20 protein-coding genes are annotated in these 26002 nt (G+C 75.2%); 4 read left to right on the plus strand and 16 right to left on the minus strand.

The window, feature by feature from the left end; genetic code table 11:
• Nucleotides 1-17 precede the first annotated feature (17 nt).
• On the plus strand, nt 18-845 hold the full coding sequence (locus tag ACK8OX_RS20725; protein WP_430666146.1) for a 23S rRNA (adenine(2030)-N(6))-methyltransferase RlmJ: 828 nt from the start codon (nt 18-20) through the stop codon (nt 843-845).
• A gap of 24 nt (nt 846-869) precedes the next feature.
• Nucleotides 870-1865 (plus strand): NAD(P)H-dependent glycerol-3-phosphate dehydrogenase, encoded by a 996-nt coding sequence (locus ACK8OX_RS20730; RefSeq protein ID WP_430666147.1) that lies wholly within the window; start codon nt 870-872, stop codon nt 1863-1865.
• Between the two features lie 4 nt (nt 1866-1869).
• Here ACK8OX_RS20730 and ACK8OX_RS20735 read toward each other — a convergent pair whose 3' ends face one another.
• Both ACK8OX_RS20735 and ACK8OX_RS20740 read right to left on the minus strand, forming a co-directional pair.
• A complete protein-coding gene (locus ACK8OX_RS20735; RefSeq protein WP_430666148.1) occupies nt 1870-3138 on the minus strand; it encodes a class I SAM-dependent methyltransferase in 1269 nt (422 codons plus the stop codon).
• On the minus strand, nt 3138-5111 hold the full coding sequence (locus ACK8OX_RS20740) for a hypothetical protein (protein WP_430666149.1): 1974 nt from the start codon (nt 5109-5111) through the stop codon (nt 3138-3140). The genes ACK8OX_RS20735 and ACK8OX_RS20740 overlap by 1 nt, the downstream gene beginning before the upstream one ends.
• Before the next feature lie 92 nt (nt 5112-5203).
• Between ACK8OX_RS20740 and ACK8OX_RS20745 the strand changes: the two genes are divergently transcribed.
• Both ACK8OX_RS20745 and ACK8OX_RS20750 read left to right on the plus strand, forming a co-directional pair.
• Nucleotides 5204-6502, plus strand: coding sequence for a bifunctional enoyl-CoA hydratase/phosphate acetyltransferase (locus tag ACK8OX_RS20745; protein ID WP_430666150.1), 1299 nt, complete (start codon nt 5204-5206; stop codon nt 6500-6502).
• A 150-nt stretch (nt 6503-6652) separates the two neighbouring features.
• Nucleotides 6653-7654: a calcium-binding protein gene (locus ACK8OX_RS20750; protein ID WP_430666151.1), complete on the plus strand. Its 1002-nt coding sequence runs from the start codon at nt 6653-6655 to the stop codon at nt 7652-7654.
• An 87-nt stretch (nt 7655-7741) separates the two neighbouring features.
• Here the strand turns inward: ACK8OX_RS20750 and ACK8OX_RS20755 are convergent, their stop codons facing one another.
• The 14 genes from ACK8OX_RS20755 to ACK8OX_RS20820 form a co-directional block, all read right to left on the minus strand.
• Nucleotides 7742-9991, minus strand: a complete 2250-nt coding sequence (locus ACK8OX_RS20755) for an alginate O-acetyltransferase AlgX-related protein (protein WP_430666152.1) — start codon at nt 9989-9991, stop codon at nt 7742-7744.
• A gap of 13 nt (nt 9992-10004) precedes the next feature.
• The gene (locus ACK8OX_RS20760; RefSeq protein ID WP_430666153.1) at nt 10005-11144 is read right to left on the minus strand and encodes a polysaccharide pyruvyl transferase family protein; all 1140 of its coding nucleotides are present in this window, start codon (nt 11142-11144) and stop codon (nt 10005-10007) included.
• Complete coding sequence (locus ACK8OX_RS20765; protein WP_430666154.1) at nt 11141-12931, minus strand: glycosyltransferase; 1791 nt, start codon at nt 12929-12931, stop codon at nt 11141-11143. Before ACK8OX_RS20765 ends, ACK8OX_RS20760 begins: the two co-directional genes overlap by 4 nt.
• A 4-nt stretch (nt 12932-12935) precedes the next feature.
• Nucleotides 12936-14036: a hypothetical protein gene (locus ACK8OX_RS20770; protein ID WP_430666155.1), complete on the minus strand. Its 1101-nt coding sequence runs from the start codon at nt 14034-14036 to the stop codon at nt 12936-12938.
• Nucleotides 14033-15343: a glycosyltransferase gene (locus tag ACK8OX_RS20775; protein ID WP_430666156.1), complete on the minus strand. Its 1311-nt coding sequence runs from the start codon at nt 15341-15343 to the stop codon at nt 14033-14035. Before ACK8OX_RS20775 ends, ACK8OX_RS20770 begins: the two co-directional genes overlap by 4 nt.
• Before the next feature lie 5 nt (nt 15344-15348).
• The gene (gene rfbA / locus ACK8OX_RS20780; protein ID WP_430666157.1) at nt 15349-16239 is read right to left on the minus strand and encodes a glucose-1-phosphate thymidylyltransferase RfbA; all 891 of its coding nucleotides are present in this window, start codon (nt 16237-16239) and stop codon (nt 15349-15351) included.
• The gene (gene rfbD / locus ACK8OX_RS20785; RefSeq protein WP_430666158.1) at nt 16236-17180 is read right to left on the minus strand and encodes a dTDP-4-dehydrorhamnose reductase; all 945 of its coding nucleotides are present in this window, start codon (nt 17178-17180) and stop codon (nt 16236-16238) included. The genes rfbA and rfbD overlap by 4 nt, the downstream gene beginning before the upstream one ends.
• Nucleotides 17177-17746 carry a dTDP-4-dehydrorhamnose 3,5-epimerase gene (gene rfbC, locus ACK8OX_RS20790; protein WP_430666167.1) on the minus strand — a complete coding sequence of 190 codons (570 nt, stop codon included), beginning with the start codon at nt 17744-17746 and terminating at the stop codon, nt 17177-17179. The genes rfbD and rfbC overlap by 4 nt, the downstream gene beginning before the upstream one ends.
• Nucleotides 17747-17912: 166 nt before the next feature.
• Nucleotides 17913-19259 carry an HlyD family type I secretion periplasmic adaptor subunit gene (locus tag ACK8OX_RS20795; RefSeq protein ID WP_430666159.1) on the minus strand — a complete coding sequence of 449 codons (1347 nt, stop codon included), beginning with the start codon at nt 19257-19259 and terminating at the stop codon, nt 17913-17915.
• Nucleotides 19256-20899 carry an ATP-binding cassette domain-containing protein gene (locus tag ACK8OX_RS20800; RefSeq protein WP_430666160.1) on the minus strand — a complete coding sequence of 548 codons (1644 nt, stop codon included), beginning with the start codon at nt 20897-20899 and terminating at the stop codon, nt 19256-19258. Before ACK8OX_RS20800 ends, ACK8OX_RS20795 begins: the two co-directional genes overlap by 4 nt.
• Nucleotides 20896-22620, minus strand: a complete 1725-nt coding sequence (locus ACK8OX_RS20805; RefSeq protein ID WP_430666161.1) for an ATP-binding cassette domain-containing protein — start codon at nt 22618-22620, stop codon at nt 20896-20898. The genes ACK8OX_RS20800 and ACK8OX_RS20805 overlap by 4 nt, the downstream gene beginning before the upstream one ends.
• Complete coding sequence (locus ACK8OX_RS20810; RefSeq protein WP_430666162.1) at nt 22620-23348, minus strand: hypothetical protein; 729 nt, start codon at nt 23346-23348, stop codon at nt 22620-22622. Before ACK8OX_RS20810 ends, ACK8OX_RS20805 begins: the two co-directional genes overlap by 1 nt.
• Before the next feature lie 16 nt (nt 23349-23364).
• Nucleotides 23365-24639, minus strand: a complete 1275-nt coding sequence (locus ACK8OX_RS20815; RefSeq protein WP_430666163.1) for a glycosyltransferase — start codon at nt 24637-24639, stop codon at nt 23365-23367.
• Between the two features lie 2 nt (nt 24640-24641).
• A partial coding sequence (locus ACK8OX_RS20820; protein WP_430666165.1) for a glycosyltransferase occupies nt 24642-26002 on the minus strand: 1361 nt, incomplete at its 5' end.

Consider the following 26002-nt stretch of genomic DNA (forward strand, 5'->3'; position numbering starts at 1 on the left):
GAAAGCCGCGCCGCACCTTGAACTACCGCCACGCCTTCCACGCCGGCAACTTCGCCGATGTCGTCAAGCACGCGCTGCTGGTCGCGCTGCTGCGGCCGCTGACGGCCAAGGACAGGCCACTGCGGGTGCTCGATGCCCATGCCGGCCTCGGCGACTACGACCTCGGCGGCGCCGAGGCGCAGCGCACCGGCGAATGGCGCGACGGCATCGCGCGGGTGGCCGACAGCCCGGACCCGATGCTGGCCGACTATCTCGCGCTGGTGCGCGCCGCCGGCTACCCGGCGCGCTACCCCGGGTCGCCGGCGCTGGCGCGCGCGCTGCTGCGGCCCGGCGATTCGCTGGTCCTTTGCGAGCTGCACCCGGAGGACCACGCGACGCTGCGCGCCCGCTTCCGGGGCGACCCGCAGGTGGCCGTCCACCGGCGCGACGCCTATGAGGCCGCGCGCGCCCTGACGCCCTTCCCCGAACGCCGCGGCCTGGTCCTGTTCGATCCGCCCTTCGAGCGGGAGGGCGAGTTCGAACGCCTCGCCGCCGCCCTGGCCGAATTGCGCCGCCGCTTCCGCGCGGCGACCCTGGCCGCCTGGTATCCGGTGAAGCACCGCGCGCCGGTGCGCGCCTTCCACGCCGCGCTGCGGGACGCGGCGGTGGCCGATTGCCTGGCCTGCGAGCTGACCCTGCGCGAGCCCACCGACCCCACCCGCCTGAACGGCTGCGGCCTGCTGGTCGCCAACCCGCCCTTCCGCTTCGAGGAGGAGGCGCGGGCGGTGCTGGGGGCCTTGCTCCCTCGCCTGTCGCGCGGCGAGGATGGGGCGTCGGCGACCGTGACGCGCATCACCGCGGAATAGGCGCGGCGCAGAAACGGAGAGGGCATGGCCACGCGCGGACGACGTCGGATTGCGGTGCTCGGCGCCGGCGCCTGGGGCACGGCGCTGGCCGTGCAGGCGGCGCGCGCGGGCAATGCCGTGGGGCTTTGGGCGCGCGACACCGCCCGCGCGCGCAGCATGGCCGCCGCCGGGGAGAATGCGCGCTACCTGCCCGGCGCCAGGCTGTCCCCCGCAATCGAGGTGACGTCGGATGCCGCCGCGGCGCTGGACGGCGCGCTGTTCGTGCTGGTCGCGGTCCCGGCGCAGCACCTGCGCGCCGTGCTCTCCGCGCTGCCCGACACCGGCGCGCCGCTGGTGGTCTGCGCCAAGGGGGTGGAGCGCGGCACGCTGCGCCTGCCGCTGGAGGTGATCGCGCAGGTGCGCCCCGGCTGCCCCGCCGCCGTGCTGTCGGGCCCCAACTTCGCGCATGAGGTCGCGAAAGGGCTGCCTGCCGCCGCGGTGGTCGCCAGCCGGGACGCGGGGCTGCGGAACCTGACGGCCGACCTGCTCGGCACCGCCGGCTTCCGGCTCTATGGCGGCGACGACCCGGTGGGGGTGCAGGTCGGCGGCGCGGCGAAGAACGTCATCTCCATCGCCGCGGGCGCGGTGATCGGCGGCGGCCTGGGCGAGAATGCGCGCGCCGCGCTGGTGACGCGGGGCCTGGCCGAATTGTCGCGCCTGACCGTCGCGCTCGGCGGCCGGGCGGAGACGGCGGCGGGGCTTTCGGGCCTCGGCGACCTGCTGCTGACCACCACCGGGCCGGGCAGCCGCAACACCTCGCTCGGCGTCGAGATCGCGCGCGGGGCGACGCTCGCCGATGCCCTGGCCAGCCGCGTCGGCGTGGCCGAGGGGGTGGAGACCGCGCCCGCGATCGTCGCGCGCGGGGCGGAAGCCGGCGTGGAACTGCCGATCTGCGCGGCGGTGGCGGACCTGCTGGCGGGGCGGATCAGCATGGGCGATGCGATGGGCCGGCTGCTGGCCCGGCCGCGCCGCGACGAATAGGTCTCTACCCCACCGGCAGGATCTCCACCGCCAGCAGCTCCACCCCGCCGAAGCCGCGGTCGAACAGGCCGCGGCCCTCGCCGTGCAGGCGCACCTCGACGCCCTCCAGGTCCTCCGCGGCCTCGAAGGGCAGGTCCGCCGCCAGGCCGCCTTCCAGGATCGCCGCCGCGGTGAGCGGCCGCGCCGCGAGCACCCGCGCCCCCGCCCCGGCGGAGACATCCATCCGCGCGCGGCCGGTGGCGGTGCCGGCCGCGCGGAAGGTCATCCGCGCCCGCCAGCGCCCGGCGGGCAGGGCGGCATAGGGCCCGAAGACCAGCGTGCCCGCGCGGCCGTCGAAGGCCACCGCGCCGCCGCGCTTCACCGCCGCGGCGGTGCGGATCTCCGGCGCGTCCGCCCCCCAGCGCAGCCCGAGCTCCGCCGCCTTCCGCGCTTCCCACACCGACAGCCAGGGCAGGTCGGCCGAGGCGATCCGCCGCCCGGCCAGGCCCGCGCGGGCCAGGGCGGCGCGGAAATAGTCGTCGCGGAAGCCGAGTTCGAGCCAGCCGTTGCGGCGGATCGCCCAGAGCGAGGATCCGTCGAGCCGCAAGCCCCAGGGGCGCGGGAAGTCCGGCTGGATCGGCTCCGCCCCGAACAGCACCCGCCCGCCGGGCGCGAGGATGCGCGGCAGCGCCGCCAGCAGCCGCAGGTGGTCGGCGCAGTGGTGGAAGCATTCGAAGAACACCACCGCGTCGAAGGCCGCGTCCGGCGCCTCCTCGGCCCAGAGGAAGTCGTCGTTCACCACCTCCAGCGCCACCTCCTCCGCCGCGGCGCGGCGGCGCAGCAGTTCGCAGAAATGCGGCTCGATGTCGACGGCGGTGACCCGGTGGCCGAGCCTGGCGAGCGCGAGGGTGGTGTTGCCCCAGCCCGGCCCGAATTCCAGCACGCGCGCTCCACGCGGCAGCGGCATGGCGCGCAGCAGCATCCCCATCGCGGCGAAATGCTCGCCCGCCGTCGCGGTGCTGCCGGTGGAGAAGGGGAAGGGCGCGCGCAGCGCCTGCGCGACGTCGAAGGCCGTGACCTCGTTCGCCGTGCTGTAGGGGCGGCCCGCGATGGTCTCGTACAGCCGCATCTCCGCCGCGCGGTACTCCGGGGAGAAGGGGTCGGCCCCGCCCGGCGGGGGCTCCATGCGGAAGGTGGCGAAGACCGCACGCAGCGCGTCGTCCGACACCGCCTCGGCCGCGTCGCAGGCGGCGATCATCTCGTCAAGCTCGCCGATGTCCGCGAGGATGCGCATCACCAGTCGCCCGACTGCCGCGCCATCGCCAGCGCGACCCAGGGCTGCGTCTCGGAATTCGTCTCCTCGGACAGGATGCCGGTCCGCACCTCCACCGCATCGCCGCGCTCGCGCAGCGAATGGCGGAAGCGCAGCAGCACGACGCCGCGCATCAGCGCGATCCGGTCCTCGTGCCGCGCCGCCACCTTCTGCAGCTCCGGGTCGGGCGAGCGCTGCAGCGCGCGGAAGGCGCGGAGCGCGAGCGCGGCGGCGAAGTTCCAGTAGCCGTCCAGCATCCGCCGCCCCTCCGGCACCTGGAAGTCCACCGCGATCACGTCCTGCCGCTTCGGGCCGTAGAAGTCGACCGCGACGGTGGCCAGCGCGAAGGCGTTGACCCCGCGGTCCACCGCCGCCACCGCGCGGCCCCGCAGCGCCGCCGAGGACAGCAGCGGCACCGCGCGCACCAGCCCGAGTAGCACCGCCGCGTGGCAATCCAGATAGGGCACCGCCGCCCCGCCATGGCCCATAACGAAGACCGAGCTGGGGTCGCCCGCCACGTCGCGCTGCTCCCTCTCGAAGCCCAGAAGTGCCTCCGTCGCGCGGTCGAGCGCAGTGCGGTAGCGGGCCTCGCCGGTGGCCAGCACCATGTCGCAGAGGCTCTGCACCACGAAGCCGAGCGGGCGGGAGAAGACGGAGCCCGGGCGCCAAGCCTCCGCCTCCAGCATCCGCGCCTGGTAGACATCGAGCATCCGGTCGTAGAGCGCGCGCGCCTCCTCCCTCAGCGCCGGGTCGGCGCGGCCCGCCCGGCCGTCCAGCAGCCGCACGCAGCGCGCGAAGGCCACCAGTTCCGCCCCGTAGTCGTAGGAGATGGAGAAGTCCGTCAGCCGCCCATCGCCCATCCGCGCCGCGTCGCCGAGCAGCACCGCATAGTCCGCGACCTGGTCGTAGAAGCCGCCGGAGGTGAGAAGGCGCCGTTCCGCCGCCACCAGCGTCGCGCCCGCCTGCGGTCCGGGAAAGCCGTGTTCCGCCCCGACCCAGCCGAGCTGCCCCGGCGCGCCCGGCGCGAGGTGCAGGGCGGCGACCCGCCCCGCCTCCCGCGGGAGGCTGTGGAGGCCGAGCGCGAAGCCGCGCAGCGCCGCGCCTTGCGCGATGCACCAGTAGCCCGCCCCGGCGCTGCCCGGCAGCGCCTGTTCCGCCCGGCCAGCCACGGCCGCGAGCACCGACCCATCCGCCCGCAGCCCGTGCAGCGTGTCGTAGGTGACGCCGTTGCGGCCATGGCTCAGCCGGTCCTGGCCGAGGATGAGCGACACGTCGGAGACCTCGGCCCCCGGGTCGACCTCCAGCGCGATCTCCGCGTCGAAGGCCATGGCATCGGCGCGGAAGCGGGCGGTGACGGCGAGCCGGCCGAGCCGCCGCGTGCGGCCCCAGCCGGCGGGGAAGGTCAGGTCCTGGTGGTGGGTCAGTTCCAGCGCGCCATCCGCGTGGCGGATGCCGCCCCCATCCGCCACGTCCCTGGCCAGGACGACATGGCGCCGGCCGCCGGCGGTGAAGGCCACGCGATGCCCGGCCAGGGTCAGGCTGTCGGTGTCGCGCCCGTCGTGGAAGCGCATCCCGACGCCGATGCGCCCGCGCGCGAGATCGGCCTCGATCTGGAGGAAGCCGTGCTTGAAGGCGGCGTGCAGCCCCTCGCCATGCTGCTTCTCCAGCCGCGGGTGGCTGGTGCGGCGGAAGATGAAGGGACCGTCGCAGAGCGAGGCGAGGAAGCGCAGGCTGTCCGTCACGTCGTCCCGGCAGCCGGGCCACAGCGCGGGCAGCGTCAGCAGTTCCAGCGCCTTCGCGTTGTCATCCGCCCAGAACCAGCGGTCGCCGGCCACCGCCAGCTCCGTCTCCGCCACCGCGCGCGGCGCGCCGGCATCCGGCGCGAGCGGCTGCATCAGGTGCGCGCGGATGAAGGCGGCGTAGGGGGCGGGATCGACCGGAAGGGCGGGGAGCATGCCCCTTGCCCTTGCCCCGGAATGCGGCGCGACGTCAAACGATCGCCGCCCGGCGCTGGACGGCGGCGGCGGGTTGGGCGAAGGGTCCGCCGATGACCGATGCCCCCGCCTTCGCACCCGGCGCGCGCCGCGCCCTGACCCACCGCGTCGGCTCCGCCGAACTCGGCGCCGTCGCGGCCCTGCTCGGCACCGATGATCCCGCGCTCGGCGTGCGCGCGGCCGCGACGCTGGTGACGCGCCTGCTGGTGACGCATTTCCCCGGCCCCGGCACGCGCCTGCTGCGGGAGGAGTTCCGCTATCCCGGCCGGCTGGCGGAGGGCGACATGGTGGAGGTGTCGGCCGCCGTCACCGAACGCCTTCCCGATGGCCGGCTGCGCCTGGCCTGCCGCGTGCTGCGGGTGGGGGAGATGGAGCCGGTGCTCGACGGCCTCGCGGAGGTCGCCCCGCCCGATGCGCCGCCGGGGACGGAGACGCCCTTCGACACGCATCCCCGGCGCATGCTGAACGCGCTGCTGGCGCGCTGCGCCGGACGGCCTGCGGTGCCGACCGCGGTCGTGCATCCCTGCGACGGGCGGAGCCTGGCCGGCGCCATGCTGGCGGCGCGGCACGGGCTGATCGCGCCGGTGCTGGTCGGGCCCGAGACGCGCATCCGCGCGGCGGCAGAGACGGAGCGTCTCGACCTCGGCGGGGTCGAGATCCTGTCCACGCCGCACAGCCATGCAAGCGCCGAGGCGGCCGTGCGCCTGGCCGCGGAACGGCGCGTGCGGGCGCTGATGAAGGGCAGCCTGCACACGGACGAGCTGATGTCGGCGGCGCTGTCGCGCGCGGCCGGGCTTCGCACCGAACGCCGGGTCAGCCATGCCTTCGTGATGGATGCGCCGCTCTATCCCCGGCTGCTGGTCATCACCGACGCCGCCATCAACATCGCGCCCGACCTGGAGGCGAAGGCGGACATCGTGCGCAACGCCATCACGCTGGCCAACGCCATCGGGATCGAGCTGCCGCGCATCGCCATCCTGTCGGCGGTGGAGACGGTGACGCCGAAGCTGGCGTCCACGCTGGAAGCGGCGGCGCTGTGCAAGATGGCGGATCGCGGCCAGATCGGCGGCGGCATCCTCGACGGGCCGCTCGCCTTCGACAATGCGGTGAGCGAGGCGGCGGCGAAGTCGAAGGGCATCGTCAGCGCCGTGGCGGGCCGCGCCGACGTGCTGGTGGTGCCCGATATCGAGAGCGGGAACATGCTGGCGAAGCAGCTCGCCCTCCTCGGCGGGGCGGAGACGGCGGGCATCGTGCTCGGCCTGCACATCCCGGTGGCGCTGACCAGCCGCAGCGACGACGCGACCTCGCGCCTCGCCTCCGCGGCGCTGCTGCGGCTGACGGCGCGGGACTGAGGGTGGCGCATCCCGGGTCTGCAACCTGGGATTGTCGAAAATTGCTCCCGTTCTTGTGATGCGTGCGTCGCTGCCGGACATTCCCCCTGCTGCGGAGGGGGCCGGAAGGCGCCCGCCCGCGTCATTCGCCAGCAGGACGGGCAGACACGCATGAGCATGACAGAACTGGTCGGAACAGCCGGCCCGGACATCCTCACCGGCGAGGCCGGGGCGGAGCGCATCAGCGGCGGCGGCGGCGGCGACAGCCTGCTCGGCCTGGCCGGGCGCGACACGCTGGCGGGCAACACCGCGGCCGACACGCTGGCCGGCGGCACGGAAGGCGACGTCGCCTCGGGCGGCAGCGGCGACGACCTGGTGCAGGGCGACGAGGGCAACGACGCGCTGTTCGGCTTCGTCGGCGACGACACGCTGGAAGGCGGCCCGGGCAACGACCGCCTGCTGGGCGGCGCGGGGTCGGACCTGCTGGACGGCGGCGACGGGCTGGACCGGGTGCTCTACCTCGATGCGCCGGAAGGCGTCTTCGTGGACCTGGCGGCGCATTTCGCCGTGGTCGGGGACGAGGTGGACACGCTGGCGAATGTCGAGAACGTCACCGGCTCGGTCCATGACGACATGATCTCGGGCGATGCCGGCGCGAACCGCCTGCTGGGCCATTCCGGCGGCGACCTGCTGCTGGGCGGCGCCGGCAACGACACGATCGACGGCAACCGCCAGGACGACATCCTGGAGGGCGGCGCGGGCAACGACGTGCTGTCGGGCGGCAGCGGCGACGACGCGATCTATGGCGGGACCGGCAACGACGCGCTGTTCGGCTCGGTCGGCAACGACCTGCTGGATGGCGGCGCGGGCAACGACCGCCTGCTGGGCGGCGCCGGGCAGGACACGCTGACGGGCGGCGAGGGCCGCGACGTCTTCATCTCCCGCGGGTCGGACGGCGTGGCGGAGGAGCCGGACGTGATCGCCGACTTCTCGGCGGCGGCGGGCGACCGCATCGACCTGACCGGCTGGCAGGCCGAGGGCTACGTCACCGCCGACACGGCGGCGGGGATGCTGGTGAGCGTGCAGCTGGCCGGCGGTGCCGAGACGGCGCTGTTCCTGCTGTCGGGCGTGACCACGGCGGACGACCTGGGCAGCCACTGGATCGTCTTCTGATCCCAGCGCCGGCCTGGATGCGGAAAGGGCGCCCGCCGGGCGCCCTTTCCTTGTACGGGTGCTTGCGGCGGCAGCCCGCCGCGGCCTTCAGCCCAGCCGCGCGGGCACCGTCAGGAAGCGCTCCGCGCGCTCGAACAGGATGGCGGTCGGCGCCACCTCCTCCACCAGGCTGCGCTCCAGGCTCGCGCTCCACAGCGTCGTCGTCGCGCCGAAGCGTTCGGCCAGCGCGGGGATGATCCAGTCGCCGAAGCTGTCATGCGCCATCAGCAGCCGCCCTTCCGCCGCCCTGCCGCTTTTCCAGTCGCGGCGGCGGCCGGTGTTCACCACGCCGTTGTCCGCCACCAGCTTCGCCGCGAAGCCGCGCTTCAGGACGGGCTGCGGCTCCACGCAGGTGCCGCCGAGCTTGGCCAGCAGGTCGGCGTTCCGCCATTCGGTGCGGTACTCCTCCTCGGCCGGGGCCTGCGCCGCCGCGCCGCGCGCCGCCTCGAACTCGGCCAGCGCGAGCTGCGCGCCGTAGTCGCTCCAGTGGCTGTCGCCGCGGGGATAGGCGGGGTGCGCCGCGGCGCGCCGCAGCGCGTCGAGCGGATAGACCAGGCGCGTCGCCTTCAGGCCGAGGCGCTCGACCAGCGCCTCGATCTGCCGCACCGGCCGCTGCTCGGAGATGCGGATGCCGTCGGGCAGGCGGTCGGCGAAGACGCATTCCTTGTTCGGCGCCACCAGGTAGAAGGCCTGCGCGCCGCGCGCCAGCGCGACGGCGTCGAGGTCCCGGAAGAAGGCTTCCCAGGCCGCGAGCTCGGCCTCGGTCAGGCGGCGCTTCGCCTGCACCTGGTCCAGCACGCCGTTGGTGTCGTTCTGCAGGAACAGGAAGCCGTCGCGGCCCTGCAGCACCTTGCGCGAATCCTCCTCGGCGAAGCTCGTCACCACCGGGGAGTTGGCGAGGTGGACGGCCTTCGGCCCCGCCACCGCCTCCACCCGCATCACGGCGCGCGCCAGCGCGTCCTTCGGCACGTCGAGGCTGAAGGACCAGGCATGCGGCCCGATCTCCGCCCGCGCCGCGCCGATCGTCGCGGGGCCCAGGTCGCGCCCGTCCAGCCGGATGCGGACCTCGGGCGGCGTGTCGGTGGAGGAGGCGACCCAGCCGGCCACGCGGTTGCGGTTGTAGAGCTCGAGGAAGCCCCAGCAGCGCGGCGCCGCGGCGGGCGCCGACGGGGCCTGCGCGCCGGCCGCGAGCGCGCCGAGATGCGGCGCGGCGGCGACGCCATGCGCCTCGATCGCGGCCTTGAAGCGCGTGGCCAGCGCCGCGCGCTTCGCGTCGTATTCCGCGGCGCAGCGGACCACCGCCTCGTCCATCACCCGCAGGATCGCGCCGGCGTCGAGGCCCTTCGCCTGCACCAGCGGCACGCCCATCGTCTCGGCCAGTTCGGCGGTGCGCAGGTCGTAGCTGACCACCAGCCCCGCGCGCCCCGCCTGCCAGGCGAGGTTGACGCCGTGGATGCGCGACCCGACGACGCCGTCGAGGCGCCGGTAGCTCTCCATCCAGGCCTCGGCGTCGAAATAGGCCCGCAGCAGCGAGACGGCATGCGTGCGTTCCGCCGCCGGCAGGGCGGAGAGGTAGCCCGCCTTGCCGTCCAGCCATTCCGCCACCGCGGGCGTGCGGTCGCCGCGCGCCAGCGCCACGGCGCCCAGCGGGTCCTGCGCCACGATCTCGGCCAGCGCCGGGCCGAGGGCGGCGTGGATCGCCGCCTCGAAGCCGGCATTGTAGCCGTAGAAGGTGGGCGCCCAGCCGAACAGGTCGCGCCCGCCGCCCTGCCAGCGCGCCAGGATCCCGGCGCCCATCCGCGGGTCGGGGTTGATGAAGTTGGACGGGCAGCCCAGCACGTCGAAGTTGGACACGCCGTAGCGTTCCAGCACCGCGCCGGTGTGCCGCCCGCGCACCGCGATCCGCGCGCAGCGTTCCGCGAACAGCCGCAGCAGGCGTTCCGTGCCCGGCTGCAGCTTCACCTCGGAGACGTCCTTCATCGCCTGCGCGCCGAGGCCGAGCACCATCAGCGGCAGCCCCGTGGCCGCCAGCCGGTCCGCGAGCCCGCCGAGGTCGAAGCCGTTGTAGAGGAAGTTGGCCGCCGGCACGCAGACCAGCCGCGCGCGTTCGCGCACCGCCGCCGGGTCGAAGTCGAAGGTGAAGGGCAGCTTCTCCTCGTCCAGCAGCGACCAGACGGCGTGCTGGAAGGCTAGGTTGCCGGTGTTGTGCCCGACCTCGGCGAAGGCGCCGGCGGTGTCGCGCGCGAAGGAAGCCGGCACGCGGCCGGAGGTGCCGATGACGGCGATTGGCTTCGTCATTGTCCTGCCCCGCTCAGCTGTCCAGGAAGGCGCGCAGGTGGTGCGACGGCGCGAGGCCGGCCTGCGCGATCATCTCGGCGTTCATGCGCGCCAGTTCCCGCCGCCGCGCGTCGAAGGCGGCCGCGTCGAAGCCGGATGCGGCGAACATGTCCCGCACCGAATGGCGGTTCTCGTTGAAGGCGCGGACCGACAGGTTCGGCAGCCGCAGCTCCTGCGTCAGCTCCTGGGTGCGGGTGTCGTGCCAGATGCACACGCCCGGGATCTCGGCCGCCGTGCACATCAGCGTGCCGTGGATGCGGGTGTTCACGCCGGCGCTGAAGCGGCGCAGGCCATGCACCCAGCCGTCGATGGAATCCGGCACCAGCAAGGTGGAGCGCAGGAAGGCCAGCAGCTTGTCCTGGCGCCCGGCGAAGCCCAGGAAGTTGGCACAGCGCGTCAGCTCCGCGCGCTCCTTCTCGTTCAGCTCCTCGCCGTAGACGGCCTTGATCAGCTCCACCGGCCGCTGCACAACATAGGCCGAGCCGGGGTTGAGCTGCGCGAGCCGCACCAGTTCCCGCTCCACGCCCTGCACGACGGACTTGATGCAGGCGGCATGGATGGCGAAGGGCCCGTCCTCGGTCAGCGCGTCGATCCGGCGCTGGAGACGCTGGCCGAGGTCGCGCGCGGGGTTGATGAGGACGGAGGGGCAGCCGAGCACGGTGGTGTTGTCCACCCCGAAGGTGCCGCAGAGCTTCTGCGTGAAGGCGCCGCGGATGCCGAGGGAAGGCGTGCGCTTCGCCACCTCCTGCAGGAAGGACAGCGTGCCCGGCCGCAGCGCCGGCGGCTTGTCCGCCGTCTCGGCCTGGGCGCCGAGGCCGAAGACGAGGCAGGGGCGGTCCAGGTCGCGCACCAGCTCGGCCAGCTGCGTCAGGTCGGCGTCCTTGTTCAGGAAGTTGGCCGCCGGGATGACGAAGGCGCGCACGTCGTCCGGCACGTCCTTCGCGCGCGTGCTGCGGCCGACCAGGTGGCAGTCGGCGTCGATCAGCATCCGCGCGGCGTACCAGAAGGCCATGTTGCCCACGTTGTGGCCGGTATGGTGCATCAGCCCGTCGCCGCCCTTGGACCAGGCGCGGTCGACTCGGCCGAAATTCTCGGCGAGGTAGGCGACCTTCATGGCGTGCTTCCTTCCTTCGCGCCGTCGAACCAGCGGCGCGTATGCGTCCAGGCGTTGAGCAGGGTGACGTTGAAGCGCCACATGCGGTCCGGCGTGACCTGGGACTGGCGTTCGAGGTGGAACAGGCGGGCCCGGTGGTCCACCGCGAGCCGCAGCCCCTTCGCGCGGATGCGCAGGCAGAGGTCGCTGTCCTCGAAGTCGCCGATGGCGAAGCCCTCGTCGAAGCCGCCTAGCTCGCGGGCGAGGCCGGTGCGCAGCACCATGCAGGCGCCGGTCACCGCCTCCGCATCCTGCACCGGCTGCGCGGGCGCGCGGTGCAGCCGGCCCTTGCCGGGATGCATCGGGAAGGGCCAGTTCGCCAGCTGCGGCAGGCGTTCGAAGGTCAGGCCCTGGTGCTGCACCGTGCCGTCCTCGAACATCAGCAGCGCGCCGGCCATGCCGAGCCCCGCATCCTCCCGCAGGTCGTCCACCATGCGGTCGAGCCAGCCCGGCCCTTCCGGCATGACGTCCGAGTTCAGGTAGCAGAGGAACTCGCCCCGCGCGCGGTCCAGCGCCACGTTGTTGGCCGGCGCGAAGCCGAGGTTCTCCTCCAGCAGCAGCACGCGGAAGGGCAGGCCGAAGCGGCGATGCGCGGAATGGGCGAGGTCCAGCAATTCGCGCCGCCGCGGCGGGTCGTCCAGCACGTAGATCAGCTCGTGCCGGGCGAAGCCCGGATCGGCGCTGAACAGCGCGAGCTGGTACAGCAGGAAGTCCATCCGCCCGTAGAGCGGCACGACGACGGAGCAGACCGGCGCCTCGACCGGCGCGCCGAAGGCCACTTCCGACACCGGCCGCGGCCGGGCCAGCCGCGCCGCGTTGATCGGCGCCAGCGCGGGGCCGAGCACGCGGTCATAGGCGGCCTCGATCTGGTCCGGCGCCAGCTCCACCGCGCCGAGCACGCGGCGGATCGCCGCCGTGCCGGTGCGCGACGGCATCGGCAGGCGCTTGTAGCCCACCTCGCCGTTCTTCAGCTCGATCTCGGCGTAGAGCGGCCCGATCTCTCCCACGCAGCCCGGCGCGAAGGCGAGGAAGCCGAGCCGGTCGTCGGCGAGGCCGAGCCTGCCGGCCAGCGCCTCGAACACGTCGGCGCGGCGCGTGCGCAGCCAGCGTTCGGCGATGGGCGGCGATGCCGCGCCGCCGCGGCGGATGCGGATGGCGGCGACCGCATCGGCGGGGTCGACGCACCAGCCCATCACCACCAGCCCGTCGGGCGGCGACAGGATGGTCTCGTCCACCTCGAACTGCACGGGGGCGGACAGGGTGTCGAGCGTGTCGACGCCGGTGAAGGCCCGGCGGGAGAGCAGGCCGGCCAGCTTCGGGCGGTCCGCGCCGACGCTCTTCGCCAGCATCGGGCGGGACCGGCCGAGCAGGTCGGGCTCCCGCAGGTGGACCAGCGGCTTCACGGCATGCAGCCGCAGCGGCGGCGCGCCGGGCTCGGCGCCCACCTCGATGCCCAGCAGCTCGCCCAGCTGGCGGGCGGGGGCGCGGACGAACACCATCACGCCGAGGCCGGCGCGGCCAAGGTCGGGGCGGTCGTGCCAGGCGACCAGCGTCTCCGCGATGACGCGGCCGCGTTCGAACTGCGCGACCACGGCGCCGGGCCGCAGCTTCTCCGCCCAGCGTTCGCGCGACCAGCCGGCGAACAGCCAGCCGCCGGCGGCCGAGGCGTGGCCGTAGTAGTCGATATAGCCATCGGCCGCATCGGCCGCGGGCGGGGCGGGGCGGGCGCCCTGGGTGACGGCGTTCATCGCGTCAGGCCGCCAGCATCGCGCCGGTGGGGTGGCGCAGCGGCAGCGCGGCGGCGTGGCCGGTCAGGAAGCGCGCAGGCGTCACGCGACGCGGCAGCACCCAGGCGCGCAGCCCGACCGCGCCCGCCACCACGCGCAGCCGGTGCAGCGTGCCGGGGCCGAGGATGACGAGGTCCGCCGGCGTCAGCGCCACCTGGTCCACCGACAGCCCCTGCGCCAGCGCCATGTCGAGAGTGGCGGGCGACGGCGCGATCCAGCGGCTGCGGCCTTCGGAGGTGAATTCCGGCAGGCGGTGGCTGTCGCGCACCACGTCCAGCACCGCGTCCCCCCCCGCCACCGCGACGAGGGCGAGGCATTCCGCCGGGGAGGGCAGGGCCTCCGCCGTGCTGGCCTGGCCGAAGGCGTCGGCCAGCCCGCGCAGCGGCACGATGCGGGTGCAGCAGGGCTGGTCGTCGAGCGCGGCGCGCAGCGGGCGCAACGTGACGTCGCGGAACAGCAGCTCCGCCAGCGCCGCGCGGGCGGCGGCCGAAGCGTCGTCGGCGCCGATCGGCTCGCCGGGCACGCCGGCGGCCAGCAGGGCGCGCTCCGCCTCGCCCAGCCCGGCGGGGGCGAGCGCGTTGCGCAGCACGGCGTGCCCGTCCTCGATCAGCGCGCCGAGCGGGGCGGCGAGGTCGGCGGGCGCGGTGCCGGCGGCGATGCGGCCGGCCAGCAGCTGGCGCGCATCGGTGCGGTCGGTCCAGAGCCCGCCGAGGACGCTGCGGCTGCGCCCGGCGGAGGGGTGGCGCGCATGCAGGCTGCGGAAGAAGTCGGCGTAGCCGGTCGCAGCGAAGCGCGGCAGCTCCACGTCGCCGCCGCGGGGGCGGATGGAGACGAAGGGCAGCAGCGCGGCGTCGATGGGCTCGTAGAAGCGGATCTCGAAGCCGCAATGCCCGTCGCCGAAGCCGGCCTCGGCCAGGTCGTGGCGGTGGCGGTCGGCCACCGCCTCGCCGATGATGCGGCCGTCGTAGAGCGCCTGCAGCGCCAGCTGCTCGCCGTCGCGGCCGTCGAAGGCCCAGCCCTGGGCGCCTTCGGTCGTCAGGCTGTCCACGGAACCACGGATGCTCACGCTGCGATCTCCTGCGTCGTGCGGGCCGCCATCAGGCGGCGGTAGAGCTTGAGCGCGGCATTCGCGGTGTCGCCAACGCTCGGGGGGGTGGCCATGCTGTCCTGCAGCGCGGCGAGGCGCCGTGGATCCCGCGCTAGGCCGCGCAGGAGGTTGGCGAGGGCGAAGGCGCTGCCGGCCTGGAAGTGGAAGCCGTCCAGCCCGTCGCGCACCTTCTCCGCCATGCCGCCGATGTCGGAGGTGATGACGGGGCGGCGGTTCAGCAGCGCCTCCTGGATCACGAGCGGCGAGTTCTCCCACCAGATCGAAGGCACCAGCACGCCCTGGACGGAGCGCATGAGCTGGTGGACGCGGCGGTTCTCGTAGGGGCCGCAATGGCGGACATTCGGCGGCAGCTTCGCCAACCGCTGCTCGAACAGCTCGCGGAAGGCGGGGGGCTGGCCGGAATAGTCGCCATGGATGTCGATGCGCAGCCCCGTCACCTCCTGCCGGTCGAGCATCTCGGCCGCGTCCAGCAGCACGTCGATGCCCTTGAGGCGGGAGATCTGCCCGAAGAAGCCCAGCACGACTCCGTCCTCCGGGTCCGGCCGCGGCGGCTCGGCCGGCGGCAGGCCGTGCTCGGGCATGCCGTTCTCGATCACCGACATCCGCCGCCCGTCGATGCCCCATGCGACGTAGCGCTGGGCGAGGAAGCGGCTGGGCGAGACGAAGTGGTCCACCAGGCCGAAGAAGCGGCGGATGTACATGTCGCGCAGGAAGAAGTCCTGCTCGGTCCGCTCGGGGAAGCAGCGCGCGCAGTCGCGTGGCGAGGCGCGCTCGCACAGGTTCAGCGTCGGGCGCTTCACCATCTGGCCGAAGTGGTTGCAGATGCCGAGGTATTCGTGGAGCGTGACCAGCACCGTCGCGTCCGGCAGGGCGCGGCGGATGTGCAGCAGCGTCTCCACGCCGAAATTCGTGTAGTGGTGCAGGTGCACCACGTCGGGCGCGACCTCGCGCAGCAGGGCGGTGAACTCGGTGGGGAATTCCGGGTCCGGGTTGGCGTGGATCCAGTGGTCGAAACCGGCGCCGGAATAGACCCATTCGTCGGGACCGAAGGGCTGCACGAAGCGCGCGCCGAGCCGTTCCTGCACCTTCCCGCCCGAGGCGGCGAGGAAGGTGGAGTGCACGCCCGGCCTGGCCCCGAAGGCCTTGTGCATCTGGTAGGCCGCGATCTCCGCCCCGCCCTTCGAGACGGCGGGATGCATGTGCGACATGACGAGCACGCGCAGCGGCTTCGATGCCGCGGCGGCGCGGCGGCGGGGGCTTGCCATCGCGCTCACTCTGCCGCCACCGCGAGAGGCCGCGGCAGCAGCCCGTCGAGGTAGGTTCCGTAGCCGCTCTTGCGGAGCGGCGCGGCCAGCGCGCGCAGGGCCGCGGCGTCGATGAAGCCCTGGTGGAAGGCGATCTCCTCCGGCGCCGCGACCTTCTGGCCGGTCCGCTTCTCGATCGCGCGGACGAACTCGCCCGCCTCCAGCAGGCTGTCATGCGTGCCGGTGTCGAGCCAGGCATAGCCGCGGCCGAGCCGCGTGACGCGGAGCGACCCTTCCTCCAGGTAGACCCGGTTGAGGTCGGTGATCTCCAGCTCGCCGCGGGCCGAGGGCTTCAGCGCGCGCGCGAAGGCCGGGGCGCGGTGGTCATAGAGGTAAAGCCCGGTGACCGCCCAGTCGGAGCGCGGCCGCGCAGGCTTCTCCTCGAGGCTCAGCGCGCGGCCGTCGCCGTCGAACTCCACCACGCCGTAGCGTTCGGGATCGGCGACGCGATAGGCGAAGACGCCCGCGCCATGGCCCGCCGAGGCGCGGGCCTCGGCCAGGCGCGCCGCCAGGTCGTGCCCGTGGAAGATGTTGTCGCCGAGCACGAGGGCCGAGGGCCCGCCGGCCAGGAACTCCTCCGCCAGTACCAGGGCGCGGGCGATGCCGTCGGGGCGTTCCTGCACGCAGTATTCGATGCGCAGCCCCCAGGCGGAGCCGTCGCCCAGCAGGCGGCGGAACAGCGGCAGGTCGTGGGGGGTGGAGATCAGCATCATGTCGCGGATGCCGGCCAGCATCAGCACCGACAGCGGGTAGTAGACCATCGGCTTGTCGTAGACCGGCAGCAGCTGCTTCGAGACGGCGAGCGTCGCCGGGTGCAGCCGCGTGCCGCTGCCGCCTGCGAGGACGATGCCCTTCATGCCGAGATGCCTTCCTTGCTCTGACGCGCCGGCTGCGGCGCGAGGGTGGGTCCGACCAGCGTGTCGAGCGCGCGGTCCAGCGCCACCCGCCAGTCCGGCGCGGCGATGCCGTGGACGTCGGCGATGCGCGTGCAGTCCAGCCGCGAATCCGCCGGGCGCGTGGCGGGGGTCGGGTATTCGGCGGTGGTGATCGCCGTCAGCTTCGGCGCGCGGTGGCCGCGCGCGGCGGCGCCCCGCAGGATCGCCTCGGCGAAGCCGTGCCAGCTGGTGTGCGGCGCGCCGGCCAGGTGAAAGACGCCGAAGCGGGTGGAGCCTGCCTCGGCCGCGATCAGCGACGGCGCCATGGTGGCGATCGCCACCGCCAGGTCGTCGGCGAAGGTGGGCGCGCCGAGTTGGTCGGCCACCACGCGCAGCTCCTCCCGCTCGGAGGCCAGGCGCAGCACGGTGCGCAGGAAGTTGTGCCCGGTCGCCGAGCACAGCCAGGAGGTCCGCAGCACGACCGAACGCGGGTTGGCCTGCCGCACCGCGTATTCGCCCGCCAGCTTCGACGCGCCGTAGATGCTGCGCGGGGCGGGATTGTCGCGTTCGGTGTAGGGCGCGCCCTTGCGGCCGTCGAAGACGTAGTCGGTCGAGACCTGCACCATCGCCGCGCCCCAGGCGCGCGACGCATCGGCCAGGATGGCGGGGCCGCCGGCGTTCAGCGCCTCGGCCGGCCAGGGCTCGTCCTCGGCCCGGTCCACCGCGGTCCAGGCGGCGGCGTTCACCACCAGCGCCGGGCGCGTCCGCCGCACCGCGGCCTGCACGCTGTCGCCGTCGCGCAGGTCGAGGTCGGGGCGGCCCATCGCCACCGCCTCGAACCCGGCGGCGCGCAGCGCGGGGAGGAGGGCCTCGGCCAGCTGCCCGCTGCGGCCGACGACGAGGACGCTGCGCCCGGCGCTCATCGGCCGCCCTCCCGCGGGAAGGCCACTGGCAGGGCGTGCAGCTCCGGCAGGCGGCGGTCCTTGTCGGACAGCACCGCCTCATGCGCGGCGACGGGCCAGTCGATCCCGAGTTCGGGGTCGTTCCACAGCACCCCGCCATCGGCGTCGGGCGCATAGAAGTCGCTCGCCTTGTAGGCCACCTCGGTGTCGCGCTCGAGCGTGCAGAAGCCGTGCGCGAAGCCCGCCGGAACATAGAGCGCGCGGCCGTCGCCGGCGACCAGCGCCACCGCGACATGCCGCCCGAAATGCGGCGAGCCGCGGCGCAGGTCCACCGCCACGTCCAGGATGGCGCCGCGCGTCACCCGCACCAGCTTCGCCTGCGCATGCGGCGGCGCCTGGAAGTGCAGGCCGCGCACCGTGCCGGGCTGGCGGGAGAGCGAGGCGTTGTCCTGCACGAAGTCGTCGGCGATGCCGATCGCTTCGAAGTCCCGGCGGGAATAGGTCTCGGCGAAGACGCCGCGTTCATCCGCGAAGCGCCGCACCTCGACCAGCAGCGGGCCGGGGATGCCGAGCGGCCGGGCGGTCATGTTGCCGCTCCGGCGGAGGGTCTCGGGGGAGGGAAGGTCGAGTTCGGCGAGCATCTGGATCGCGCCACACGCAAAGGTTGTGCGGCGCACCATGCCGGACCTCACGTCCGCGTGATAGTCAGAAATTGTCTACGATATGCTCGTTACGTCGCGTGATGACCCGCGATCAGTCCCGCAGGGACCGCCGCAGGCTGTCCTCCACCGGCCGCACGAGGTAGTCGAGCGCGCTGCGCCGCTCGCCGAGGATGAAGGCCTCGGCCGGCATGCCCGCCGCCAGCTGCACGCCGCGGGCGGCGGCAAGGGAGGCGGGGTCGAATTCCGCCCGCACCACGAAGAAGCTCGTCCCCCGCTGGTCCTGCTGGCGGTCGGCCGAGACGTAGCTGATGCGGCCATGCACCAGCGGCGTCTCCCGCTGGCGGTAGGCGGTGAGGCGGATGTTGACGGGGCTGCCGACGCGCACCTGCTCGATGTCGGTCAGGGCCACCTGCGTCTCCACCACCAGCCGGTCGTCACGCGGCACCAGGTCCATCACCGGCTGGCCCGCGCCGATCGAGCTGCCGGGGGTGACGAAGCGGATGTCGGTCACCACGCCGTCCTCCGGCGCCGGCACCTCGCGCCGGGCCAGCAGGTCCTCGGCGCTGCGCAGGCGTTCGGTGGCGTCGGCCAGCTGGGACTGCGCGTCCTGGAGATCGCGCGAGACCTCGGAGCGGCGGTTGAGCATCAGCGTGCCCTTCTCCAGCTCCGCCTGCGCCATGGCCTGGCGGGTCTGCGCCTCCTGCGCGGCGAACTGGCCGAGGCTGCCGAGGAACTCCGCCTCGGCACGCTGCAATTCGAGCTGGCGGGTGCGGGTGGCGAAGCCGCGCGCCAGCAGCTGGTTCACGCCGGCCAGCTCCTCCCGCGTGGCGCGCAGGCGGGTGGCGAAGGCGGCGCGCTGGGCCTGCGCCGCGGCCAGCTGTTCCTGCATCTGGGCCAGCTTCGCGTCCTGCACGGCAAGCTGGCCTTCCAGCGCCTGCCAGCGCGCGGCGAACAGCCTTTCCTCGTCCTGCACCATGGCGGCCGTCACCGGGTCCGCCGCGGCGGCGGCCAGCACGCCGTCCGGCATCGCCAGCACGCGTTCGTCGCGCTGTTCGGCGCGCAGCCGGGCCAGCCGCGCGGCGGCCGACCAGCGCTGCACCCGCGCCTGGTTGGCCAGCGCATCGGCCTGCGTCACGTCGAGCCGCAGCAGCGGCTGGCCGGCGGCCACCACCTCGCCTTCCCGCACCAGCAGCTCGCGCAGCAGCCCGGGCTCCAGCAGCTGGATGGTCTTGCGCCGGCCTTCGGCCACCACCGTGCCATTCGCCACCACCGCGCGCTCGATCGGCGTCGCCGCCGCCCAGCCCAGCAGCCCGCCGAGTCCGACCACGAGGCTGAACACGGAAGCCAGCGCCACCCGCCGCAGCGACGGGGCGGGCATCGCCGCCTCCAGCTCCGCCTCGGGCACCGCGTCGTCGGCCGTCATCACCGTCCCGCTCATGCGGCCATCTCCATCCCGCGCGTCACCAGTTCGTAGCCGCCGTCGCGCCCGCCCAGGCGCAGCCGCAGGTCGGCCAGCGCCGCCCAGGACCCCGGCTGGTGCGACACCAGCACCACCACCGCGCCGCGCGCCTTCGCCGCCGCCACCGCGCGCAGCAGCGCGCCGAGGCCGGTGGCGTCGAGCCCGGCCTCCGGCTCGTCCAGCACCAGCAGCGACGGCGCGCCGAACATCGCGCGCGCCATCGCCACCGCCTGCCGCTGCCCGCCCGACAGCCCCGCCGAAGGGCCCGCGCCATGCGCGTAGCCTTCCGGCAGGCGGCCGATCACCTCATGCGTGCCGGCCGCACGGGCGGCCGCGATGGCCTCCGCCGCCGGCGCATCGCCGAGCCGGGCGACATTCTCCAGCACGCTGCCCTCCAGCAGCATCGCCCCCTGCGGCGCGTAGCCGATGCGCGGGCCGAGCGCGGCGCGCGGCGTGCGCGCGGTGTCGTGCCCGTCGAGCAGCACGCGGCCTTCGGCCGGCGGCACCAGGCCGAGCAGGGCGCGCAGCAGGCTGGTCTTGCCCGTGCCGTTGCCGCCTTCCACCAGCAGCAGCGTCCCCGGCGCGACATGCAGGTCGAGCCCGCGCAGCAGCACCTGCCCGGTGCCCGGCACGGCGAGGCCGAGGCCCGCGAAGGCCAGCCCCGGCGCCGCCGCCGGGTCGCGCGGCGCGGGCGGGGCCGGGCTTGTGCCGGCGATGGTCCGCCGCAGGCGGCCGAGGGCGGCCATCCCGAAGGCCCAGTCGCGCCAGGCGCCGACCAGCTTCGCCCCCGGCGCCGCCGCCATGCCCGCCAGCAGCGACGCGGCCAGGATGCTGCCCGGGGAGGCGAGGTCGCGCGTCACCAGCAGGCCGCCGACGACGGCCATGGCCAGCAGCAGCATCTGCTGCGCGAAGCCCGCCAGGCCCGACAGCGCCCGCGCCCGCCGCGCGGCCGCGTCCTGCGCCTCCAGCATCTCCAGGTAGCGCGGCTGCCAGCGCCGCAGCACGGCGGGCAGCATGCCGAGGCAGTCCAGCAGCTCCGACTGGCGCAGCCGGCCGGTGAGGTCGGCGACGCAGCGCGACTGCAGCGCCCCCGCCTGGCGCACCGCGCCGCGCGTCGTGCGGTCCGCGATGGCGCCGAGCGCAGCGAGCAGGGCGCAGCCCGCCAGCGCCGTCCAGCCATACAGCGGATGCAGCATGAACAGCACGACGAGAGCCGCGGGCAGCGCGACGAGGTCGAGCGCGTCGGACAGCGTGGTGCCGCCGAGCATCCGCCGCACCTCCGCCGCGTCCGACAGCGCCAGCAGCCCCGCCGCGCGGTCGCCGCGCAGCGCGCGCCGCAGCGCCGCGCCGATGGTCTGGAACTGCAGCCGCCGCGCCAGGCGTTCCGCCACGGCGGAGAGCAGCGCCGCGCGCAGGCCGCGCAGCAGCCCGCCCAGCGCGATGGCCACCAGGTAGGCGCCCGCCAGCACGATCAGGGTGTCCACGCTGCGCGACGCCATGACGCCGTCATAGACATGCATGGTCAGCAGCGGCGCGGCCAGCAGCACAAGCTGCACGCCGACTGACAGCGCGACGGCGAGCGCCGCGATGCCCCCCGTGCGGAGCGCGCGCGCGGTCATGCCGCGGCCCTCGCCGGGGCGGGCCTGGCCGCGGGCGCTGCCGCGCGGCCCGGCGCGGCCAGCAGCGCCTGCGGCCGCCCGGCGGGTTGCAACGTACCGCCGCGCAGCACCAGCACCCGGTCCGCAGCCCGCAGCAGCGCCGGGCGGTGGGAGGTGAGGACCACCGTCGCCCCGCGCGCCTTCAGCGCGGCCAGCAGCGCCAGCACCGTCGCCTCGCCCTCGGCGTCGAGCCAGGCGGTCGGCTCGTCCAGCAGCAGCAGCTTCGGGTCGCCATGGATCGCGCGGGCCAGCGCGATGCGCTGCCGCTGGCCGAGCGAGAGCGGCGTGTCCGGCCCGATCCGCGTGGCGTAGCCGAAGGGCAGGCCCGCCACCACGCGTTCCGCCCCCGCCAGCCGCGCGGCGCGGATCACCGCGCGCATGTCGGGCCGGCCGAGCCGCGCGATCGCCTCGGCCACCGTGCCCTCGGTCAGCACCGGCTCCTGCGGGAGCATGCCGAGATGGCGGCCCAGATCCTCCCGGTCCCACTGCCAGGTGGCGTGGCCATCGAGATAGGCGGCGCCCGCCGCGGGGCGTGCGGCGCCGGCGATCATCCGCAGCAGGGTGGACTTGCCCGACCCGACCGCGCCGGCGATGGCCACCACGTCGCCCGGCGCCACCACCAGCGACGCCTCGCGCAGAAGCGGCCGCGGCTCCTTCGGGACCAGCACCGTCATGCGGTCCAGCACCAGCCGCCCCTCGGGGCAGGGGAAGGCGCGCTGCGCCGCGTCCGGCCGGGCCTCCCCCAGCAGGGCGGCCAGCCGCGCCCAGGCCGCGCGCGCCGCCGCCAGGTCGTCCAGCGCCCCGGCCAGCCGCGCGAAGGGCCCGGCGATGCGCGGCATGACCAGCATCGCCAGCAGCATCCCCATGCCGAGTTCCGACCCCGCCAGGGACAGCGCCGCGCCCACCAGCAGCGCGCCGCCGCCGGCCAGGGTCTGCGTCATCACCGCCAGCGTCGCCGCGCCGCGCGCCGCCGACTGCGCCGCGCGCAGGCGCGCCGCGCCCGCGCCCATGCGCGCCAGCCAGCGCCGCTGCAGCGCCGGCAGCAGGCCCATCGCCGCCACCGGCTCGGCGCAGCGCATGGCGTCGGCCACCATGCCGGAGGTCTCGGCCGCCGCGCGGTTCGCCTCCTCCAGCGCGCCGCGGGTGCGGCGGTGGCCGACCTGCCCGATCAGCGCCGCGGCGACGCCGCAGGCCAGCCCGAAGGCGGCCAGCCGCGCATCCAGCGTCATCAGCGCCAGCAGCAGCACCGGCACCATCAGCGCGTCCAGCGCGCCTTCCGCCAGCGCCCCGGTCAGCGCGCGGCGCAGTTCCGCCACATCGGCCAGGGCCTGGCTGGCGCGGGTGGCGGGGTCGGCCCCCGCCCTGCGGGAGGTCGCGGCCGCGCGCAGCGCTGGCGGCGCAAGCCGCCGCGCCAGGCGGTTGCCGAGCGCGAGCAGCACCATCTCCCGCCCGTGGTCGAGCGCGGCGAGCATCGCCGCGCCGATCGCGTAGCCGCAGGCGATGCCGGCCAGCGTGCCGATGCTGCCGGTGGGCAGCACCAGGGTGAAGACCTGCATCTTCAGCAGCAGCAGCAGGTAGCCGCCGAGGGTCACGAGGAGTCCGAGCGGCAGGGCGAGGCGCAGCGCCGCCCCCAGTTCCGCCCGCGCGGCGTCGAGCGGCGAGGGCCGCGGCGCGGCCGACATCAGCCGAGCCAGCCCGGCCCGAGCAGCAGCAGCGCCGCGCCGAGCCCGGCGCCGCCCACCAGCGCCAGCACGGCGCCCAGCACGACCTGCCAGGGATCCACCCGTCGGCGCGGCGCCGCGGCGGCCTGCGCCTCGGCCAGCGCGGCGAGGCGCGCATCGAGCCGCGTCAGCCAGAGGTCGAGCGTGCCGAGCCTCTCCTCGAGCTTCGCCTGGGTGGTCGCCACCTGCATCGCGGCGGCCATGCCCGCTTCCCCGCCACGCGGCGCGCGGGCGAGGCCGGCGATGGCGGCGCGCATCTCCTCGCGCATCTCGCGCTGGGCGGCGGCAAGCTGCTCCACCTCGCGCCGGGATTCGGCCGCGGCGATCGCGGGGGTGCGCTTCACCCGGAAGGGCAGCTTGAGTTCGCTGCCGTCGCCGGCGATGGCGACGATGGCGAGTTCCGCCTTGCGGGCGATGCAGGCGGGGGTCAGCTTCAGTTCGAAGGCATGGTTGCCGTCGCCGACGCCGGCGCCGGGCAGGTCGGGACGCGCGAAATCGGCGCGCGCGGCGACCGCGACCTCGGCCCCCAGCCGCGCCTCGATCCGCAGCCGTTCGGCCGGGCGGCCGGGATGCCAGGCCCAGCCATAGATCTTCTCGGCGCCGACATTGTCGACCGCGCCGACGAGGCCCGGTGGCGCATCGGCCGCCCCGGCCTTGGGGGGCGGGACGAGGGTGGCGGCATCGGACACGGGGAACCTCCTCAGCCTAGGCCACGAGGGCCCGGCGGCGCGGCGCCCGCGCGGCAAGCAACGCCCGGTAGAGGGTCATGTGCTCGTCTGCGACCACCGACAGATCACGACAATTTGGTATACGATCTACGAGGGTTTGCCAAAGGCCTTTTTCGCGGATCGCGTGTGCCATCAGCGCGGCCCAGCCCGCCGCATCGCCACGCGGCGCGTGCAGCCCGCCCTGGCCCGGCGCCACCATCTCCGCCATCCCGCCGATGCCGGTGCAGATCACCGGGCGGCGGTGGCGGAAGGCCTCCAGGATCACCAGCGGCGCATTCTCGAACCAGACCGAGGGTACCATCACCCAGTCGGCCGCGGCGATCAGGGCGGGCAGCTCCTCCGGTGCGTAGGCGCCGTGGTGGCGCGCGGCGGGCGCGGCGGCCAGGCCGGCCTCGAAGGACGCCATGAAGCCGGCCGAATGCCGCGCCAGCGGCCCGTGCAGCGCCAGTCCATGCGCCACCCCCTCCGCCGAGAGAAGCGCCGAGGCGCCGAGCGCGACCTCCACCCCCTTCGCGGCGGTGAGCTGCCCGAACAGCGCGAAGCGGTCGCGCCGGCCGTCCGGGGCCGCGCGATGCGGTGCGGCGGGGCCGGCGGGGACGCCGTTGCGGATAACGGCGATGCGGGCGGCATCCAGGCCCGCTTCCACCAGGCGGTCGCGCAGGAACTCGCTCGGCGCCACCAGCGCATCGGCGCGGGCCAGCGCGCCGCCGAGATGCAGCCGCCGCAGCGCGAGGTCGGCGGCGCCGCGGCCGGGCAGGCAGCGGCGGCAGGCATCCGGGCCCGGCCCGGCGCAGGGCCTTCCCTCAGCGTCCAGCAGCCGCCCCTCCGCCGGGCAGATCGCGAAGTAGTCGTGCAGCGTCACCACCAGCGCGGCGCGGGGCGCGAGCCGGCGCAGCAGGTCGATCGTCTCCACCCCCCAGTGCAGCATGTGGTGCAGGTGGATCACCTCCGGCCGCAGCCGCGCCATCACGGGGCCGAGCGTCGCGACCAGCCCGACCGCGTCCGGCTGCGCCAGGTGGAAGCGGTCGCCGCCGCCGAGGGTGACCAGCATCTCGTCATCCGGCGCGGCCCCGCCCACCGGCTGCAGCAGCACCCCCGGCAGCGGCGGCCGCGCGCCCGGCTCGGCGGCGGCCAGCAGCAGGCCGTCGACGCCGTGGCGGTCGCGCAGGGCGCGGAACAGGCCGCGGCCCAGCATCTCGGTGCCGCCGGCCTGCAGGGCGGGATGGCCGGGCAGCAGGAACAGCGCGCGCATCGTCAGCCCCGCCCCGCCGGGAAGCCGCGCATCAGCGCCCCGATCGCCTCGCCCCAGCGCGCATCGTGCAGGCGCCGGTTGTGCGCCGCGGCCAGCGTGCCCGCATGGCCGGGATGCGCGGCGATGGACTGGCGTTCCAGGTGCACCAGCTCGGCGGCCGGGACGTAGCCCAGTTCATGCCCCGCGGCGCGCAGCTTCAGGCAGAGGTCGCTGTCCTCGAAGTCGCCCAGCACGTAGTCGGTGCAGAAGCCGCCCGCGGCTTCGAAGGCGGCGCGGCGGACCAGCAGGGCGGCGCCGGTCAGCGCCGGCACGCGCCGGGCGCGGCAGGCCGGCGGGTGGCGGCGCGGCCAGCCCTTGGAGAAGTGGTTGCAGCCCCAGCCGCCGGTCGGGACGGGGGCGAAGAACATCCCGGCATGCTGGATGGCGCCGTCGGGATAGAGCAGCTTCGGCCCGACCGCCGCCAGCCGCGCATCCCGCGCCAGCGCGCGGCGCAGCGGCGCGAGCCATCCCGGTGCTTCCGCCACCACGTCGGAATTGAGGAACAGCAGCAGCGGCGCCTCCGCGCCCGCGGCGCCCGCGTTGCAGGCGGCGGCGTAGCCGCGGTTGCGGTCCCCGACCAGCAGCGACAGCGGCAGGGCGTGCAGCAGGGCGAGCCCGCGCAGCAGCGCCACCGCCTCCTCCCGCTGGTCCGGGCTGTCGAGGATGTAGAGGATCTCCGGCGCCGCCGCGCCGCGGAAGGCGGGGTCGCGCGCGAAGGCGGCGACCTGCGCGCGCAGGAAGGACAGGTTGCGGTAGAGCGGGATGATCAGTCGCACACCGGGCCGGTCCGCCGGGGTGCCGAAGCCGATCCGCTCCGCCGCCGCGCCCGGCGCCATCGCCGCGCGTTGCAGCGCCGCGACGGCCGGCGCGATGCAGCGGTCGAGCAGCGCATCCTCCGCCACGGCCGGATCGACCGAGGCCAGCACCAGATCACGCGCGCGCGCCGGCGCCAGCAGCCCGGGCGGCGCGACGAGGGAGAGGCATTCCCCCGAGCGGAGCCGGAGTTCGAGCGCGAGCTGCGCCGTGCCGGGCGGCAGGCCCGCCGCCGGCAGATGCGCGACGAAGCCGGGCCGCGCCCCGCCATCCCCCTGCGGCGCGCGGCGCAGCGCCTCCGCCAGGTCGGGGCGGGGCAGGCGGTGCAGCGCAGCCGCCGGCAGCGGCAGCGCGCCGCCCGGCGCGCGCAGCGCCATCGCCGCGACAAGGCCGAGCGGATCGCGCAGCCAGCCGCGCAGGAACACCCCGCCCTCGCCATCCGGGATGGCGAGTTCCAGCGCCCCGCCCACCGGCAGGGCGGGATCGGCGAGGGCGGTGGCGCGCAGCGGCG

Origin of the sequence: Falsiroseomonas sp. CW058, from assembly GCF_050563535.1 — a bacterium.
GTDB lineage: Bacteria > Pseudomonadota > Alphaproteobacteria > Acetobacterales > Acetobacteraceae > Falsiroseomonas.